General features: G+C 58.6%; 12 protein-coding genes and 1 tRNA gene. 10 read left to right on the forward strand and 3 right to left on the reverse strand.

The genetic code is table 11. The annotated features are described in order from the left end of the window. The first annotated feature begins 155 nt into the window (after positions 1–155). The 4 genes from QT386_RS11980 (at position 156) to QT386_RS11990 (ending at position 8,120) form a co-directional block, all read left to right on the forward strand. The gene (locus QT386_RS11980; protein ID WP_289274003.1) at positions 156–1,061 is read left to right on the forward strand and encodes a DNA-binding protein; all 906 of its coding nucleotides are present in this window, start codon (positions 156–158) and stop codon (positions 1,059–1,061) included. Between the two features lie 1,364 nt (positions 1,062–2,425). Further along, complete coding sequence (locus QT386_RS23425) at positions 2,426–3,391, forward strand: DUF1513 domain-containing protein (RefSeq protein WP_367401430.1); 966 nt, start codon at positions 2,426–2,428, stop codon at positions 3,389–3,391. 29 nt (positions 3,392–3,420) lie between these two features. After that, entirely contained in the window at positions 3,421–7,626 is a 4,206-nt protein-coding gene (locus QT386_RS11985) for an RHS repeat-associated core domain-containing protein (RefSeq protein WP_289274004.1), read from the forward strand. After that, positions 7,623–8,120, forward strand: a complete 498-nt coding sequence (locus tag QT386_RS11990) for a hypothetical protein (RefSeq protein WP_289274005.1) — start codon at positions 7,623–7,625, stop codon at positions 8,118–8,120. Before QT386_RS11985 ends, QT386_RS11990 begins: the two co-directional genes overlap by 4 nt. 203 nt (positions 8,121–8,323) lie before the next feature. On the opposite strand, the gene QT386_RS11995 is transcribed toward QT386_RS11990, so the two are convergent. Beyond that, positions 8,324–8,881, reverse strand: coding sequence for a PHP domain-containing protein (locus QT386_RS11995; protein WP_289274006.1), 558 nt, complete (start codon positions 8,879–8,881; stop codon positions 8,324–8,326). A gap of 515 nt (positions 8,882–9,396) precedes the next feature. On the opposite strand from QT386_RS11995, the gene QT386_RS12000 reads away from it, so the two are divergent. The 5 genes from QT386_RS12000 (at position 9,397) to QT386_RS12020 (ending at position 15,658) form a co-directional block, all read left to right on the forward strand. After that, positions 9,397–9,720, forward strand: coding sequence for a hypothetical protein (locus tag QT386_RS12000; protein WP_289274007.1), 324 nt, complete (start codon positions 9,397–9,399; stop codon positions 9,718–9,720). Between the two features lie 986 nt (positions 9,721–10,706). After that, positions 10,707–11,081, forward strand: a complete 375-nt coding sequence (locus tag QT386_RS12005; protein WP_289274008.1) for a hypothetical protein — start codon at positions 10,707–10,709, stop codon at positions 11,079–11,081. After that, positions 11,072–12,961 carry a MobH family relaxase gene (gene mobH, locus QT386_RS12010; RefSeq protein ID WP_289274009.1) on the forward strand — a complete coding sequence of 630 codons (1,890 nt, stop codon included), beginning with the start codon at positions 11,072–11,074 and terminating at the stop codon, positions 12,959–12,961. The genes QT386_RS12005 and mobH overlap by 10 nt, the downstream gene beginning before the upstream one ends. Continuing rightward, complete coding sequence (gene traD, locus QT386_RS12015) at positions 12,958–14,997, forward strand: type IV conjugative transfer system coupling protein TraD (protein WP_289274010.1); 2,040 nt, start codon at positions 12,958–12,960, stop codon at positions 14,995–14,997. Before mobH ends, traD begins: the two co-directional genes overlap by 4 nt. Next, positions 14,987–15,658 (forward strand): DUF4400 domain-containing protein, encoded by a 672-nt coding sequence (locus QT386_RS12020; protein ID WP_289274011.1) that lies wholly within the window; start codon positions 14,987–14,989, stop codon positions 15,656–15,658. The genes traD and QT386_RS12020 overlap by 11 nt, the downstream gene beginning before the upstream one ends. A gap of 79 nt (positions 15,659–15,737) precedes the next feature. On the opposite strand, the gene QT386_RS12025 is transcribed toward QT386_RS12020, so the two are convergent. Beyond that, positions 15,738–16,640, reverse strand: coding sequence for a hypothetical protein (locus QT386_RS12025; RefSeq protein WP_289274012.1), 903 nt, complete (start codon positions 16,638–16,640; stop codon positions 15,738–15,740). A gap of 303 nt (positions 16,641–16,943) precedes the next feature. On the opposite strand from QT386_RS12025, the gene QT386_RS12030 reads away from it, so the two are divergent. Beyond that, positions 16,944–17,924 (forward strand): site-specific integrase, encoded by a 981-nt coding sequence (locus tag QT386_RS12030; protein ID WP_289274013.1) that lies wholly within the window; start codon positions 16,944–16,946, stop codon positions 17,922–17,924. A 251-nt stretch (positions 17,925–18,175) separates the two neighbouring features. Here the strand turns inward: QT386_RS12030 and QT386_RS12035 are convergent. Beyond that, positions 18,176–18,251 (reverse strand) — tRNA-Thr (locus QT386_RS12035). Positions 18,252–18,298 lie beyond the last annotated feature (47 nt).

An 18,298-nucleotide genomic window follows, 5' to 3' on the forward strand; every position in this document is an offset into this window, starting at 1 on the left:
GGGGAAACAGCCTACCGCACCGGGCTTGTGTCAGACCACAGTCATTATCAGACACTTCATAACATATCGTATATATGAAATATGATATGAAAAATAGTTTCTATACGATACGAAATAAGCTATGTTTAAGCCTCAAGTCACCCAGGAGATTCGTCATGGCCCGTCCCGGCATTACCTTCGAGGAAGTCGCCCGGGCTGCCGATGCACTGGTCGCCGCCGGCCGGGTTGGCCGCGACGGCACCCCTACGCTCGACGCCATGCGGATGCAGTTGGGCGGCACGGGCTCGCCGAACACCATCCATGCGCATCTGCGTACCTGGAAGGCGAAGCGCCCGGCGCCAGCGCCGGTGGTCGGTGAGATCCCGGCCGGCATCGTCCGCGCGATCAACGACGAGATTGGCCGCGCAACGGCCGCGGTTCGTGACGAGCTGGGAGCCCGCGTCGAGGCAGCGGAGAAGAGTGCTCAGGACTTGGAGCGCGCCGGCGAACAACTCGAAGCCGAACTTTTGGATCTGCGGGAGCAACTGGGCGCCATGACGGCCGATCGCGACCGTCTTGCGGGCCAGCGGGATCAGCAGGCCTCCGAACTCGTCCAGATCCAGCGGCAGCTGCAGGCCGAGCGAGATGCCGGCGAAGCGGCGCGCATCGAGCTCGCCCAGATCAAGATCAAGGCCGCGGCCGACGCGGAGCTCCTGCCCTCGATCCGGGCTGATCGTGATCGCCTGGTCGGCGAGCTTGAGCGGTCACGCCGACAGCACGTCGACGTTGAGCGATCGCTGGCGGCTGCCAACGCGGCGATGGGCAAGGTCCAGGAGCGCCTAGACGATCTACAGGGCCGCAATGCGGCGCTCGAGAGGGATCGTAGCTCGCTGCAGTCCTCGCTCGATGCTGAGCGCGACCGCAGTGGCAAGGCCGAGCGGGCGCTCGCCAGCAGCGAGGCGCGCGTGGTGGCCGCTAACGAGCGCGCCCAGGATTTGGAGCGGCGGGAGGCTGACCTTCGTAAGCAACTGGATGCCAAGACAGCAAAGGCTCAGTCTGGGTTAGAAAAGCGCAAGGACTAGCGGGGTAGGGGCATAGAGTGAGACGGTATCAATCCATGAGTTGGCTAGAGCGGACAGGACAAAGGTGGAAGCTTGACGTTTCGCTCATATTGCTTGTGGCGAGCAGTATCTTTTACACATATGCAAATCTCCTGTCGTACAACAGGGAGAGTCATCTTTCGTCGATAAGTCTCCTGCTCCTAATGGCTGCACTCGCATGGTTTTTTCTTTCGCTGAGATGCCGTAGGTGCCGCAGAAAAGTTATGTACGGCGCGCTCAAGAAGAGCTCCTTAAGCGGAATTTCGCATCATCTGCTTACCTCGCCGGTGTGCCCCGGGTGTGCATATGAAGCCGAATCGAACGGGAGGAGCTATGGCAGCGGCGATAGCGGCCAGCACTGAATACTTGGGTCGCTGGCAAGATACAGTGCGCACCCGGATGCCAGGCTAGCCCGTGCAGGTTCTATGGTACAAAAACAGGCTGCCGCAAGGCGGCCTATTTCCATCTCCCTCGACTATGGTCTGTGAGCTTTCTTTACGGATATCTACCAGTCAATCCGGGGGATCCGGACAGGCCATGCCCATGAGCAAATCTCCACAGTCCAGATTCATCTGTGGCGTTGCGACAATGGCGATCGTAGGGATTGTCATCGGTGTAATCGGCGTCAAAACCCAGTCAGATGCAGTGATGGCGTGTGCCGCTATCTGGATGGTAGTAATGTCGATCTGCCTACATCGAATCCGGTGTCCAAGCTGCGGGTGGCCCGTTGGACTCAAGAGCCAGCCTGGGGAGATTCCGCGGTTTCGTGTGCTCCCCCCATCTAGCTGGACGAGCTGTGGAGCTGATCTTACGCAGCCGGCTGGCCATTGACAGTAGCTGGTCGGTTCAAACTAGCAGATGAACGTTATCTCTCGACGTTCTCCGCGCTTTTCTGCGAACGATTCGTCGCCTGACACCTGACTCGCCCGTCAGGATCGGTCGTCTGCATCAACTGAGCCCATTCAGCTGCGGAAAATATACCCGCCCGAAACTGAGACCTCGTTCTCACGTGACAGTTAGTTCAGGTTGTTTGCCGGACGACACTGGGATCGATGATCCCTTCATTAAAAGCTCAAATAATTGTCGCTGCTGCCGCTGCGGCCTGCTTCGTATCTGGGCGGCGAAAAAATAATCACTTCAGTAGAGCCAGAACTAACTGGAAATTGCTCATGTACGTCGATCAAAGAAGAAGAGCGTTACTAGCCGGCGCTGGGGCGGCCGTAGCGGGACTCTTTCCTTGGCCGACATTCGCGAGTGAGACAGGGAGGAGCAGCACGAGCGATCTCCTGCACAGCTGGCCAGATATCCTGGGCGCGTGGAGGTTGGACGGGATCGACTACGCGGGAATGTGGAGCCCGGAGCTGGGAGCTCGAGGGATAGCCCTGCCGGGTCGCGCACATGAGCTTATTGAGGACGAGTGGCGCCGAGGGGAAGCGATTGCCGTGGCACGTAGGCCCGGCGAGTTCATCGTTAGATTTAACCTTGAAGCTCGCAGGGCAGTCCATCTAGTAGAAGCTGAGCAAATGCGGCGCTTTAATGGCCATGCAGTTTTCTCCCCAGACGGAAAAATCCTGTACACGAGCGAGAACGACCTGGTCAGCGGAAAGGGAGTCATCGGCGTTCGGGACGGCGTCACGCTAGAGAAGCGGGCGGAGCTTCCGTCGTATGGGATCGGTCCTCATGGGCTGATTCTGGAGCCGGATGGGGTTCTCCTAATCGCTAATGGCGGGATTGTCGCAATACCCAAACCCGGGGAAGGCCAGGCGGAGCTCGAACGTATGGCTCCGACTCTGACCCGTCTGAGAATTTCAGATGGTGCTCTTCTCGATCAATGGATATTGCCAGACCGCTTCTTAAGCATTCGTCACTTGGCAAGAGGGATGGACGGAAGTATCGGGGTAGCGCTCCAGGCCGCACACGCCAACCAAGCGTCCCGTGAAGAAGCCCCAGTTTTTGCGCTTCTTCGTAATGGGGCCTTCGAGACAATCGATTCGCCCCCCGAAATGCGGCTACAGGGATACGCTGGTGACGTTGCCCAAGCGCAGGTAGGAAACGCAGTTCACTACGCATTGGGCTGCTCTCATTCTGGCCTGGTAGCTAGGTGGAATAGCACAGGGCAATGGCTGGGCGCGGCCCCCTTGCCGCGAGCCTGCGCCCTGGCCTCCTATGGTGAATCCTTCCTTGCGGTTACCGAAGAGGGCGAGATGCTCCGGCTTCCCACGAGTGGCGCTGGGCCTACCTCATTGCCCACCTCCGATGCCAAGTGGGAGAACCATATTTCTTTGATCCATTCGTTATCAGCATCCATTTAAACGAAATTCTGCAGTTCTCGGAGACACCCATGCGCTCAAAGAAAACGCTTCTTGCCGCGGCCTGCTTTCTCACCGCTGCTCTTATGTCATCCATGTCCTGGGCCCAGTCTGGCGATGAAAGTGGTGACGGTGATCCGGAAGATCCAGTAAGCCTTCCGCCCGTGGTGGTTACTGGCACGTACATTCCTCCCGTATACATTCCGTTTGACTACATTCCTGGGCTTGGGCCTGGCGGTGGAGGCGGCAGTGGGCCGTCGTCTCCTACATACGATAGCGTCGAATCTCCTCAACCGCCCAAACCGCCGAAGGACTGCGAGAAGAGCGCATATCCTGTGGTTTACAAATCGGGATACAAGGTCAAGACAGAGGTAGATTTTGAGGCAGTCTCTCAAGTCCCACTGCGCCTAGAGAGAAACTACAGTCAAACCTCGTCTGGGCGAAGAGGACTCTTTGGATTTACTTGGTTTTCTAATTTAGATCAATCGCTAAGGTTTAAGTTTGTCGGCGGTGGAATCTGCGACGCTCTGCCAGGTCAAGCTGCGTGTGTCACGCCGGCGACCGCGAGTGCGGACATTGTTTCAGTGGGTCGACTGACATCGGATGGGTCGCAGCTCCCGTACAACCGGAATGCAACGACTGGCGTTTGGGAAAGCCCATCAAAGAGTGCCGCCGAGACCATATCCCGCAATGCGGATGGCTCCTGGAAAGTGGTGCACAAGAGCGGGGAAGTCGAGAACTACAACGCGGGTGGGTTCATTACTTCAACAGTGACCGCCAACGGCGTCACCACGACGTATACCTACTCTTCGAATTACTTGCAGAGTGTTAACCATCCTAGCGGGAGAAAAATTAGCCTGGGCTGGAGCGGACTTCGCGTCTCGACAGTGACGGATCCGGCTGGAAACATTTACCGGTATTCCTATGCTGCGTCCGGCTACCTTTCGCAGGTTCAGCATCCCGGCACCCCTGCGGTGTCTCGAACCTATCACTACGAAAGTACGCCTGGACTACTAACAGGAATTTCCGTGAATGGTGTCCGATACAGTTCGTCGGATTACTACGCGGACGGTCGCGTGTTTCACAGTGGCCTTGCGAATGGTGTTGATAGAGACACTTTTACTTACGGAACGAACTCCGATGGAACAGCTTACACCCAGGTAACGAATGCGAAGGGCGCCATCACCAAGTTGACCTTCAAGGAAGTTCTTGGCGAAAAAAGGCTTGTTCGAATGGACCGTTCCGGCGTCGCGAACTGCCCTAACGCCGTGTCGCAAGTGGTTTACGACGCGAATGGATTCAAAGATTATGAGGAGGACTTCAACGGAAATCGGACCGATTACACCTATACCGCGAAAGGTCATTTGGAGGATATGACGACCGGAATTAACAGTGCCTTCCCGGGAAAGCAAAGGTTTACGGATTACATCTGGGACACGGTAAAGAATAGAGTTTCCGGCATTAAGACGTATGGCGCCACTACGGCAGATCCTCTTTCCGAAATTACGTATGAGTACTACGGCGCATCCGATCCTTCGCCGAATCAGATCAAAGCCGTGAGCTTCTACAACCGTACGGCGAACGGCACCCCGGGGCAGCTACGGAGAACGACCTACACCTATACGGTCCACCCGAGCAAGCTCATTGCTAGTTTGGTGGTCAATGGTCCTCGAACCGATCTCACGGATACGACTACTTACACCTACAACACCTCGGGCGATTTGACCTCGGTTAAGGATGCCGCAGGTAATCAAGTTTCCTACGCTAGTCAGAATGGACTGGGGCTGCCTGGACAGGAGACCGACGAGAATGGTGTGGTGACCCAGATTCTCTACGATGCGCGCGGCAGGGAGAAGACTCGTACCCGCGTTCTGACAGGTGGTAATCGTGCGACAAACTTCGAATATCACCCCTTGGGAGGGATCTCTAAGGTTACTCGTCCAGGCGGCAGTGTGGTCGTGACCACCTACGACAACGCGGGTCGCGTTATTGGCGAGAATATGAATGGGTATCAAGAGATTCAGTACATGCGTGACGTTCTGGGGAACGTTCACTGGCGGCGGCATATCAACTCCTGCCCGACAACTGGGGTTAATTGCTCCAAGCAGCTCTCGACAACATATTCCCATCGTTGGGAGTTCGACGAGCTTGGTCGGCTTACGGCAGACGTCGGTAGTAACCAGCAGAGAACCGAGTACCGTTACGACAACAACGGAAATGTCAAGACGGTTCGTGCAGTTGACCTGAAAAACGGAACGTCGGATAGAACAACAACTCTGTCCTACGGACCAAATGACGAACTGCTTAGCTCCACGGACCAGCTGAATCAGTCTACGACTTACACCCATGATGGCGCGGGGCGCATCGCGACGGTGACCGATCCGAAGAATCTGGTCACCCGCTATCGATATGACGGCCTCGGAAATCTTGTCGAAGTCGTTAGCCCGGACGCCGGAATAACGTCGTGGCAGTACGATGAGGCCGGAAATCGAAAGTCGATGACGCGCGCCGATGGCTCGATGGTTACCTTCGCCTACGATGCGCTCAATCGCCTCACGAGCGCATCGGGTGGCGGAAGGGCGGATACCTATGCATTCGATACCTGCACCAATGGAAAGGGGCGGCTATGCCGTGCCGCGAATGAGTCGAGCACTGATACATATACCTATACTCAGACCGGGCTCGTTGCGACGCAGACTAGTGTGATCGCCGGGACCTCCTACGCCATCTCTCGAGCCTACGACAATCTCGACAGGCAGATCACCGTTACCTATCCGGGTGGCACCCAGGTTAAGTTCGAGTACAACGATCAGGATCAGGTTACGGCTGTAAAGTCCGTAATCGGGTCAACTACGACGACGCTGGCTAGTCAGTTCAGCTACCTAATGTTCGGCCCCGCATCGAAGTACACGCTGGGCAATGGGACGGTTCGGCAGGTGAGCTATAACCTGGATTATCGCGTTGTCGCGAACAGTCCAAACCTGACCTATTCCTACAACAGTTTTAATGAAGTCTCCAGCATTACGGATGGGGCCAACAGCTCGCTGAGCCAAACCTTCGACTATGATGCTCTGGGGCGCCTGAGGACGGTTACGTCGGGGGCGGGTAACCAGGCGTTCACTTTTGATGCGAACGGGAGCAGAGAAACGCACACTTGGGGCGGCGTGGTCGATGACTATATTCCCCAGGCCACGACCAATCGCATTGCCAGCGTCACTGGAACCCGGAGCCGGGCATACACTTTCGATGGGCGAGGTAACACCTATACCGAGAGTGGATGGAGGGGGGGATATACCTACGCTTATGATCCAATCACCAATAGATTGCAGACGGTAACTAAGGCTTCTGCGGTTACTCAATACTCGGGCAATGCACTGAACCAACGTGTGCGGAAAGCTGGTCCTGGCGGAAATTTCAACTTCTTGTTTGATCCATCGGGCAGCTTACTGTCGGAGACGGCTGCAGGTAGCACGGCCATGAGCACGCACTATGTGTGGCTTGGGGGCGAATTACTCGCCGTCATACGCTCTGGCGTGATTTACTACGTGTTGAATGACCAGCTCGGACGCCCAAGGGAGGTGCAAAACTCGGCGAAGACTGCTGTTTGGCGAGCCAGCAACTTTGCTTACGATCGTTCGATCACGCTGAACACCTTCGGTGGCCTGAATGTTGGACTTCCCGGACAGTATTTCGATACGGAAAGCGGGTTGTACTACAACTGGAATCGACACTACGATGCGAGTACTGGTAGGTATCTGCAAAGTGATCCTATCGGGATATTGGGCGGCTTGAACACTTATACCTATGCAGACGGCAATCCTGTCTCGAATATCGATCCGCTCGGGCTTTGGTCCGTCACCGTTGGCGGATACTTCGGCCCTGGGATTGAAATAATGTTCGGAAGCAATTCTGGAAATCGGTTCGGCACTGTTAGGGTGGGCTTAGGGTTTGGATTCGGAGCTACGTATGATCCCCGCGGTGGAATTCCCGGTGACGCTCCCGTTGATAGATGTAAGGGGGGCGTTGTGCTTGCTGATACTGTTTCTCTCGCTGGGAGTATTGGGAATGTGGCTGCTGGGGGCGAGTTTGGTATTTCTCGCAACTACGCGAATGAATCTTCCGGGTTGGTAGGTGGAGCCATTCTTGGGCCCACATGGGGGGCTCAACTTGTTGGTTCGGTGGGTGCTCAAGCGACCATATATAATCCTGCATATTCAGACTGCGAGTGCAGACAATGAGTGACTGGAAGAACCTTCTACGCTTCTTTGCCGCTGCTTCGATAGCTTCGCTGGTTGTGCAGCTTGCATTATTCTTGGAAGCTGCCGTAGGTAGGATTACTAGCAATGCTGTTTTGGGGGTTGCGGCCGTTGTCGTGGTGCTGACTTTATGGACTTTCGCAATGCTGTTGGTGGCGGAGTTCGTGAGGGCAGCTCGTACGCCGAGTACTTGGCTTTCTCCACGAGAGCAACGGCGAGTGATTTCTGCATTCCCTACATTGATCCGATGGTGTCCTGGTTGGCTCGCCATTTTTCTTCTTGGAGCGGTGGGCGCCGTGCTGATGCTGACGCCTAGCGGAAAGGTTTTTTGGGAGTTCGGAACACCAATGGCCAGTGACGTTAGCCTCAAGTTTCTTGGAGTATCTGTGGTATTCGTTGCGGTAGTTGTGCCAATTTTTGTATCAGCTGCGAGAATGCCGGGAAGCTATAAAAGCAACTTATCGACGGGTGTTTAGCCATATCTCTGTACCAGGATGAGTTTGTGCATGAGAAAGCGCTGAGTTTCCCAGCTCAGCGCTTTCTTCCCGCGGTTAAAAAATTGGGCTGGAATCGTGCGTGGCACTAGATGCAGGGTGAATTTTTGGCTTCTACCCCTGGGACCTTCGACTGGGGTGCAAGGAATGTAGAACAGCGGTACGGGAGCGCACGCCTGCTGCTGTCATAGCGGCTGCCGGCGTTGACGCTGGTGGTACTGCACGGCACCGACCGCTGTCAGCGGGATCCCTGAGGACTCGCCCAGGACACGAAGTGCTTTCAAGCGGTCCAGGTCCTCTGCCTCGAGGAGTTGGGTGACCCCGATCCAGGCTCTCTTAGGGAAGCGCTTCCTGAACCAGTCGGCGTACTCCGTCCCGCCCCGGTAGTCTGGAATCCAGATGGCCAGACAATGAGGCAGCTCTTCCAGATCGGTGAGGGCCAGTTGGTAGCTCCCCTTCGGCGCGCGCCGGCGGCCCTTGGTGATGAGTTGGCAAAGCTCGGTGTATCCCTCTCGGTCTGGAGCAAGCAGCACAATCGTCGGGCCGCCCTGCAGGCGAATCTCGATTCCGATGATGTGGTGTAGCCCGGCGGCGCTCGCTGCTTCATGCGCGCGCACGACGCCGGCGAGCGAGCACTCATCGGTGATGGCCAGCGCGCGATAGCCCTGTGCTACGGCCGCGGCCACCAATTCCTTCGGATGTGAGGCCCCGCGCAGGAAAGAAGAATTGCTGAGGCAGTACAACTCGGCATAGACCGCGGTCTGAGCCCCGGAGGCGAGGGGCTAAGGAATCTATGCCTGACGCATGTCAGGTATCATTCGGGGCTACGGCATTTGCCGATGGCACCGCGATATTTTCCATTTTTGAACAGCTATTCAGGTCTTTCGCGCGCCAGGCTCTGGGGGCTTCCGCTGTGCCGCCCGGAAATCCCAGGGCGCGAGCGGGTTGGGGTCCGCCCAGAGGCCGCGCTTGGCTGCTTCGGCAATGTGCGTCGCATGACGGTTCCGAACTTGCGCATGGGGCCGGACGGCAAGCCAACGCCGGAATCTTGGTAGAAGCTCAAAGACGAGTTGAAGAAGAAAGGCAAAGGCAAGACTCCCTCAATGTCCTGTAAGCAGGAAGCAGATGCGGAGAAAATCAATGATTTCGCTGAGACTCGTATGAACGATAAAAGCCGTGACGCGTATAGCTGGAATCCTTTCAACTTTAACGCGTGCACATCATTTGCCAGTGATGCACTAGATGCGGGGATGCCCGAATGAAAGCGAAGATACCTTGGATACTGCTCGTGGTTGCTCTCTTGGGAAGCGGGTACCTCTTCCTGTTGCTATTAAATGCCGGGGCAGAGTTGGACGATGCTAGGTCGCAGTCATCCCTGTATCGGGAGCGAAGCGATATGGCGCTGGAAATCCTCAAGAAAGACTGGCTTGGAAGGGGGGCGGATCAGGTTGATGCCCTTTCCCATAATCTCGAGAAGCGTGGGGCGGTGGTGGGGTCAGAGGAAGGTGCCGTGCTTGTCGACGACTTCCGATTCTCCATTCGAGATGGCAAGGTAGAGAATCTGGACTACATCGATCCATAGGAAGTCCTGCTTTAGCCACGAGATTTTCCATAGCCCATGAGGCAATCTCCGCGCGCAAAATTTATCAATGGCATGATGGCCATGACGTTCGGTGGTTTCGCGATCGGCGTCTTGATGGTTAAGACCCAGTCCCAAGCGGCTATGTTTTGCTTCTTCGGATGGCTTTTGGCGTGTTCATTTTATCTTCATCGAGTTCGCTGCCCGAACTGCGGTACGCCAGTCGGGCTCCAGGGCAGACCTGTAGGTATCCCGATTCTCGGCTCTATTCCGAGGTCTACTTGCGCCCATTGCAGGGCCGACCTGACAAAGCCTTGATGGCTGGATTACAAGCTTGCCGGTGTGCACATCGGTGGCCCGATGGCTTTTGTCGAACAGCTATTCAGGTCTTTCGCGCGCCAGGCTCCGTGGGCGTCCTCTTTGCCACCCGGAAATCCCAGGGCGCGACCGGGTTGGGGTCCGCCCAGAGGCCGCGCTTGGCTGCCTCTGCTTCCCGCTGCAGGCGCCGGCAGAGTGCCGCCTGTGTCAGGTAGCGGTCATAGCACCAAGCCATGCCTTAAGGCCTGCTTCGCGCGCGTGCCGAAGGCCTGGCGCCTCTCCGGGGCATCGACTTCCGCCAGGCGGACAGTCTGCTGCTCCCCAGGGCCGCAGCGCACCCGCAACGTGTCGCCGTCTGCCACGCCGACAACCAGGCAAAGCAATGCTGCAGCTGCGCTCAAGATCAAAGGGCCGGTGGAAAGGTTGGAGCAATGGTGCCCGATGCCCTGCGGTTTAGGCGAGTGCTTGCACGGTAGGTGGGAAACGGTTGGCTCAAGGGAAGGGGGAAGGGGAATGGCCCGTTACGGGGAACGGGCTTACCCGAAAGGGCTGCCGCATACATGGTTTGCGGCAAAGGGCTGGGAAAAAGCTTCAAAGGTATGTCGTGTTTTTCCGTGGAGGCCCCAGGGGGGCGTCAGTAGTGTTCGGTGCCTGTCCAGGAAGGCACCTTCATGCTCGAATTGCACCAGCTCGAATCCGCCGGGCTCAATCGGTTCATCACTCCCTGCGCCCTGTTAGTCGAACGCTTCCAGGGCATTGAGGTGGCCCTCGATGATCCCGAGGAAGCCCCCACGACATACCTGAACCGCATCTTCGCCGGCCTCGCCGGCGTCGAGCCCACGGAGGCCGAGCAGACGCTGGTCAGCGCGCTTTGCACGCTCCCAGCCTACCGATACCGGGCCGGTGCTGCGGCATGCGTCTGGAGCCCTCTGGAGGAGCCGCTGCGCCGCTTCCTGGAGCGCAATCCGACCGTGAACTACTGGCGGAGCGAGGATCCGAATCCCTCTCCCGCCGCGGTCGATCAGTGGCTGCAACAATGGCTCTGACCGACTGGTTCCGCCGGCGCGCTTCGGCGCCGAAGACAGGCAGTGAACTGGAGCAGTCCCGCTTCGAGATCTTGTCCGCCGACCAGTTGCTGGACCAGCACTCCGATCGCATGGGCGTGATTCGCCGGCACATCGGGGTCCCAAAGGCTCACTGGAACGCGCTGTACGACCCGGTGTTCAAGGCCTACGCCTACTTCGTGCAGCAGTGCCCGGCCTCCGAGGCCCATCACCACGCCGGCGCCGGTGGCCTCTTGCAACATGGCCTCGAAACCGTCGAAAAGGCCCTGGCGCTGCGCCGCGGCAAGCTTCTGCCGCCAGGCGCCTCTGCCGAGGAGCTGGCCGCCAAGCAGGACGTCTGGACCTATGCGACCGCGACCGCTGCCTTGCTGCACGATATCGGCAAGCCGCTCGCCGACCAGCGCCTGAGGCTGTACGACGAGTCCGGCAAGGACCTCGGCGATTGGAACCCCTGGAAGGGCTTCATCGCGCCGCCTGCGGCGTCCTACCAGGTGCGCTTTGTCCGCGGCCGCCGCTACCGCCTGCATCCCCGGATTCCGCCGCTGCTGTCGCATCTGCTGATCCCCGAGATGGGCATGACCTGGTTGGCCGAGGACCTGGACGTCTTCGAGGCCTGGCTGGCCACCATCTCCGGTGGGGATACCGAACTCTCCGGTGAGCTGGGGGAGATGATCCGGGCCGCCGATGGCTCATCAGTCGCGGTGGACTTGTCCGGTGGCCCGGTCGCCCGAGTCTCGACATCCACGGCCAAGCCCCTCTCCGAGCGTCTGGCCACCGGCCTGCGCTACCTGGTAGACCAGAACGTGCTGCCGCTCAACAAGCCAGGCGCCGCCGGCTGGGTGATCGCCGACGACCTGTGGCTGGTCAGCAAACGCGCCCTGGACGCGCTGCGCGACCACATGCTGCAGGAGGGGCAGGCCGGGATTCCGGCCAAGAACGAGCGCCTGATGGACGAACTGCAGCAGCACGGCGTGCTGATGCCCAACGGCGATCGCGCAATCTGGCTTGCCACCGTCGAGCTCGCCGAGGGGTGGACCCAGCAGCTGTCCTTGCTGCGGATCCCGATGACTCGAATCTGGAGCGATCCAGCCGCAAGGCCGCAGGCCTGCAGCGGGCGTGTGACGCCGCAAGGTGCCAACGCTGCCCCCGCTCCGCTGCCCCTGCCGTCTGCGGCGCCGCTGGCGGCCGCGGCCACGCTGCCGATCCCGACGCAGGGGCCGCAGCACAATCGAGACGAGATCCTGCAGTCCCTGCAGGGCGCCCAGTGGCCTGCCGCCCACGCGCCGCAGGGCACTGGCCTGGCCGCGTCCGGCGGGGAGGGTGATGCCACGGCGTTCCAGCTGCAGCCGCAGCCTGCGCTGCCGCCAGCGACCACAGCCACCGACAGCTACGGCCTGGTTCTACCGCCACTCCTCGGCGCCGAAGTGCCTGTGGAGGCCTCGCCCGTCGCTGCAGTGCATTCCACGGCGGCGATCGCCGAGGACGGCCAGCTGCAGGGCAACGATTTCATTGACTGGCTCAGGGATGGTCTTTCGACGGCGAAGCTCAAGATCAACGTGGCTGATGCAAGAGTGCATACGGTTCCTGAAGGGCTCCTCCTGGTGAGCCCTGGCATCTTCCGCGACTTCGCCGGCGTGGACGGATGGGAGGCCGCCCAAAAGAAGCTGCTCAAGCTGAAGCGGCACCAGAAGCGTCCTGACAGCACGAACATCTGGACCTATCGCGTGGTCGGCGAGAAGAAGCAGAACGCCCTCCTCAAGGGTGTAGTCATCCCAAATCCGGCGGAGACGCTCGGTTTGCAGCTCCCCGGCCCGAACAAGCATCTGGTGCTTCCGGGCACCAACGAAGGGGGTCAATCATGAGCGAGTATTTCGACAACCGGCTTCGGCCGGCATTCGAGTTCATCCCGGCTACGGTGCTGCTGATTATCGGCGCTGTGCTGATGAATGACGCCGCCGGCGTATTCCCGCTTATGCCGAAGCTGGCTCACCTGATCGCCGCGGCCTTCCTCGTCCTGGGCATCTATCGCTTCTGGGAGGGTATGAAGATCGCGCGGTACCGCGCAAATCTGAGAAAGCTGCCGCGCTACGTCCTGGATGCCGAGGACATTCCGGTGTCCAATCACAAGCTTTTCCTGGGCAGGGGCTACGCATGGGACCAGCGTCACAGCCAGCGCCTCATCGAAACCCTGAATCCCAAGGTCCGCCACTTCCTTTTGCCTGGGCGGGCGTACCGCTGGGCCCGCCAACTGGAGATCCGCTTAGAGCACACGCCTTCGATGCAATGGCTCGTAAAACGCCTGGCGAGCGAAAGCGATTGGAATCCGGTTGCACCTCTGCCACCCGTCGGAGGAAATCCCGCTCTTCATGGCGTCGGCCTCGAGGACGAGACGGATATCTGGATGGACGTGGGTGACCGTGTCGCTCATGCCATCGTGCTTGGCACCACACGTGTCGGCAAGACCCGCCTGGCGGAGCTCCTGGTCACCCAGGACATCCGCCGCGGTGAAGTGGTGATTGTGTTCGACCCGAAGGGTGATGTTGACCTGTTGCGGCGAATATTCGCAGAGGCCAAGCGGGCAGGGCGCCTGGACCAGTTCCACATCTTCCATCTGGGCTATCCGGAGATTTCCGAGCGGTACAACCCGATCGGCGAGTTCGGTCGAATTACCGAGCCTGCAGGGCGCATCGCGACGCAGTTGCCGGCCGAGGGCAACTCCGCGGCCTTCCGCGAGTTCGCCTGGAGATTTACGAACGTCGTGGCGCGCGCTCTGGTCGCCCTGGGCCGCAAGCCCGACTACGCCTCGATTGCCCGCTACGTGACCCATATTGAGCCCTTGCTAGTGGAGTACCACGAGTTCTGGTTTGAGAAGGAGGGCCAGGCGGATTGGCGCCAGGGTGTCCAGATGATTGCCGGCAACATTGACGACAAGAAGCTACCGAACGCTCTCAAGGGCCGCGATCCTCGAGCGATTGCTTGCGTCCGCTTTGCGAAGGAGCGCGGGCTGTTCGATCCTGTGGCGGACGGTCTGCGCAGCGCCTTCGAGTACGACAAGACCTACTTCGACAAGCTGACGGCCAGCCTGCTGCCTCTCATGGAGAAGCTCACCAGCGGCAGGACGGGCGCACTGCTGGCGCCGGCCTACACCGATCTCGGTGACCGTAGGCCGATCCTGGACTGGATGCGCGTGATTCGCGAGCGAGGCATCGTTTACATCGGGCTCGACGCTCTTTCGGACGTCGAGGTCGCAAGCGCGGTAGGCAACTCGATGTTCGCGGACCTTACTTCGGTTGCCGGTGCCCTCTACAAGTTCGGCGACACCCAGGGCCTGCCAACGATCGACGGGCACCGTCGCGCCAAGATCGCCGTCCATGCCGACGAATTCAACGAGCTGGTCGGAAACGAGTTCATCCCTCTGCTGAATAAGGCCGGCGGCTCGGGATTCCAGGTGACGGCGTATACACAGACCGCCTCGGACATCGAGGCTGGTATTGGCGACAAGGCCAAGGCAGGACAGATTTCCGGAAACCTCAACACACTCATCATGCTTCGAGTGAAGAACGAGGAGACCGCGGAGTTTCTTACGAAGCAGTTGCCGAAAGTACGGGTATTCACCAAGGTCGCCGAGTCACGCGTGACCGACGATAACAATCCCGAAAGCTTCACGGATTTCGTCTCAGCGAACGCGGACCGGCTCACCGAGGTAGAGGCCGAGATGCTGCAGCCGGCAGACCTGGTGCAACTCCCCAAGGGACAGGCCTTCGCGCTGCTGAACGGCGGCCGCCTGTTCAAGCTGCGCTTGCCGCTGGCCGGAGCCGATCCGCTCATGCCCGATGGAATGACGGAGGTCGAGCAGTGGTCCCTCACTAAGTTCGGAGGCCTCGGTCATGGCGGATAAAAAGTGGACCGGCATTAAGTGGATCCTGCTCTGGGGCCTGATCGTGATGGCCATCGTCCTGGTCATCGACCTGTTGTACGTCATGTGGCCCTACCCCAATGGCGCGCGCGGCATCGGGGCCCTGCAGCACAATCTCGATCGGGAGTGGGCGCTGCTGGTCGACCTGGGCGGTGCCGATTTCCCGAAGTTTGCTTACGCCATTCATGGGGTGCTGTACCAGGGGCTATTTGTGCTGCCCGGGTTCGACTACATGATGGCGAAAGCCGCTGATCCAGCTCCTATGTCAGGCATGGACGAGATGATGCGAAGCTTTGTGCTCTCGACGCGGCTGTTCTGGGAGTCCGCCGCGATCGGCTTACAGCTATTCAGCTCACGCCTAGCGGTGCTGACGCTCGCGGCTCCGCTGATTCTGCTCACCATGCTCGGCGCTGTCGCGGACGGCTTGGTGACGTGGTACCGCCGGCGCACCGGCGGCGGGCGGGAGTCCGGATTCATCTATCACCGCGCGAAGCGATTGATCGGCGGTTCCGTGCTGATGCTGTGCTTCTTCTATCTGGTACCACCGATCCCGATGGATCCCCGGCTGGCATTCCCGCCGTTCCTCCTGGCGCTGTGGCTGTCGACGCGCATTGCGATGGGCTACTTCAAGAAGTACATCTAGAACTGATAGCGAGTGGCACGGGAAGGGCGGCCGGGAGGCCGCCCTTCGTCGTGCCTCACATGTGAGAAATTTGCCGGCCTTACTCGTACTCCATCACGAAGTATTCGCGGCGGGCATCACAAACATACGTGATCTCCTCGATGCCCTGGGCGTGCCCACTGTTGCCATCGACGCTGAAGGGATAGAGGTCGATTCTGTACGCTTGATCGTTGTACGTCGCCACGTCTTTGCTGAGCCCCCAATCACGCACGCCAGGGCCGCCCAGAATTTTGCGGTCCGTCCTTCGCACCGTTCCCGGCAGGAGGTACCAGTCGGTCGGGGCAACGATCGTGCCCGATACGTTGATCTGGCATCCGCTGCTACTGCCGTGGCATCCTGCGCCAACTCGAATCGTAGTGCTCAGTGTCTGAGTGTCGACTTTTCGCGTCCATCGCTTCAATCCTTCTAGCGTCAGCGATACGCCATCCTTCATGTCGATGTTGGTTTCTCGGGCATTGATAGTGATCATGAAGTCCTTTTTGTCCTTCACGTCGAACTGCAGGATCTCGATGCCGCCAGCCGAGAGGTTGTATGTGAGACTTGCGTGGTTCTTAGGCTCTGCGCCGTCCACTTTATACTCAATATTCGCGTGCCCTCCGAACCCGGTCTTCACCGTCACGGATACGATGCTCCCGGCGACCGCACTGACCCAAGCTGCGATTAGTCCCTTAGTCTGTTCCGAAACGCATTGCGAGTATGCGCGCGCTGCTTCCGGGCTCAGTGTGCGAACGATGCTCGTGTGCGAGTGCGACGAGAATCCTGCTTCAAGCATCTTCTGCTTTAAGGTTTCGCGCTTCTGGTTGAATGAGTCGTAATCGACGCTGACGATGTCCAAAAATTGGATGCTCGCGTCGTTTTGGTATTGCTCGAATGTAGTTCTGTCGATCTCCAGTATCTTTAGGAATGCCGATACGGTATTGCGCGTGTCGTAGGCCTCGTTCATCACAAGTGCCTTGGTGCAATCAACGGTCATAACGCCTCCACAAAGAAGTAATACGCATCGGACTGATGCGCCACTCAGTGTGGACCTACTCGCGGCAGCAAGATGCCCCCACTTTGATAGTCCCGTAAATAACCTGGGAGATAATTTGAACCTGATTCACTCGTCAGGTTGGGTGCCCGCGATCCACTCCGATAGCCCTGACGGCTGAGTCGAGATCTCGGCGATGTAGGCGAATGCCGACAAAGATATGCGTCAGGAGTATTGTGCCGCCCCCCAAACAAAAGAAGCTTGGAGGGTGTCACGATGGAAACGCAGTACCGAAAGGTGATGACGCTGGAGCAGCTGGCGGACCGCTACGTCCGCTATCGGCGTCCGAGCCCAGAAATGCAGTACCAGGTGCGGCTGGTAGTACGACTTCTCCGGCGCGACGTGAAAGTCACGGGCCTGGACGACCTGAATCCGGACGTGCTGCTGGATTGGCGCGACAAGGTATTGGATCGAGCATCGATCTCGACCTGGAACAACTACCGCAGGCATCTGAGGGTGCTCTTGAACCATGGCTTGGCCAAGGGCGATATCGAGGTGGATCCCCTGGCGGACGTCACCAGCGTGCCTGTAGCTCAGCAGCGCAAGAAAACCGTGGAAACTGGAGATCTTGAACAGGCATTTGCTTTTCTGGACCGTCCTAGCGTAATTGCCCTCCCCTGGTTCTGGAAAACGGTACTGTCGGTGTTCTACACGACCGCGCTGCGCCGAAAGCAGGCAATCGGGCTGCGCTGGAGCGACTTCAGGGTCGATACGCGCTCAATGCCGCTGCAGGGGACGCTGCGGCTGCGTGCGGAGACGAGCAAGACGCGCCGGGAATGGGAGGTGCCCCTGGAACCCGAGGTCGTGCAGTTGCTGTTGGTCCTGCGCAAGAAAACGGGGGAAGCGGCTGGGACCTCCTATCTGGAAGGGGGGCAGATATTCAACTGCAACCTGTTTATCCGCGGTGCCGAGAAGCGGGACATGAGCCGGTGGCAGCTTGATCGGTTCTTCAAACTGCTGACCAAGAACGTCGGGGTCAGGGTCTCCGCCCACCGGATGCGCCATACCTTTGCCACTCAGGTCGCGGAAAGCGCGCCTACTAATATCAAGGTCTTACAGCAGTTTTTGGGTCATACCGACATACGGACCACGCTGGCATATGTACACCCGGATATTTCTCAAATGAGGACGCTGCTCACGGGGCTTCACGTCCCAACTCCTATGCTCCGGCTCAGCCCAACCTTGCTCAGCCGCTAGATAGGATCGGCTTGCATATTGTTGAGTTCAGGACTAATTTAGGATGTGACGGAGTTCTATCACTGGATAGGATTTCTGGAGCTTTTGTCACACGTACACCCAAAAAGAAGCCGGCTTGATGGGAACAAGCCGGCTAACTTGACGGAGCTATGCGATGGTGGGCTCTCCCAATACCGCGTAGTTCTGTCCCTTGGGAGTACGGGACAGAACAGTAGAGTCACCCCGCTGGGATGACCCTACTTCTGTAGAACTGGTGCCGAAAACAGGAATCGAACCTGCGACCTACTGATTACGAATCAGTCGCTCTACCGACTGAGCTATTTCGGCGTGGTAGAAGGGCGCGGATTATAGGCGCAAGCCCCTACCGCAAACAA

It is taken from the genome of Solimonas sp. SE-A11 (assembly GCF_030345715.1).
Taxonomy (GTDB): domain Bacteria; phylum Pseudomonadota; class Gammaproteobacteria; order Nevskiales; family Nevskiaceae; genus Solimonas_A.

Excerpts from the sequence above, each read along its gene's own strand:
- mobH (WP_289274009.1), top strand. The coding sequence starts at position 11,072 with ATGGCTCTGACCGACTGGTTCCGCCGGCGCGCTTCGGCGCCGAAGACA.
- QT386_RS12025 (WP_289274012.1), bottom strand. The coding sequence starts at position 16,640 with ATGAACGAGGCCTACGACACGCGCAATACCGTATCGGCATTCCTAAAG.
- QT386_RS12020 (WP_289274011.1), top strand. The coding sequence starts at position 14,987 with ATGGCGGATAAAAAGTGGACCGGCATTAAGTGGATCCTGCTCTGGGGC.
- QT386_RS23425 (WP_367401430.1), top strand. The coding sequence starts at position 2,426 with ATGTGGAGCCCGGAGCTGGGAGCTCGAGGGATAGCCCTGCCGGGTCGC.
- QT386_RS11990 (WP_289274005.1), top strand. The coding sequence starts at position 7,623 with ATGAGTGACTGGAAGAACCTTCTACGCTTCTTTGCCGCTGCTTCGATA.
- QT386_RS12030 (WP_289274013.1), top strand. The coding sequence starts at position 16,944 with ATGGAAACGCAGTACCGAAAGGTGATGACGCTGGAGCAGCTGGCGGAC.
- QT386_RS11985 (WP_289274004.1), top strand. The coding sequence starts at position 3,421 with ATGCGCTCAAAGAAAACGCTTCTTGCCGCGGCCTGCTTTCTCACCGCT.
- QT386_RS11980 (WP_289274003.1), top strand. The coding sequence starts at position 156 with ATGGCCCGTCCCGGCATTACCTTCGAGGAAGTCGCCCGGGCTGCCGAT.
- QT386_RS12000 (WP_289274007.1), top strand. The coding sequence starts at position 9,397 with ATGAAAGCGAAGATACCTTGGATACTGCTCGTGGTTGCTCTCTTGGGA.
- traD (WP_289274010.1), top strand. The coding sequence starts at position 12,958 with ATGAGCGAGTATTTCGACAACCGGCTTCGGCCGGCATTCGAGTTCATC.
- QT386_RS12005 (WP_289274008.1), top strand. The coding sequence starts at position 10,707 with ATGCTCGAATTGCACCAGCTCGAATCCGCCGGGCTCAATCGGTTCATC.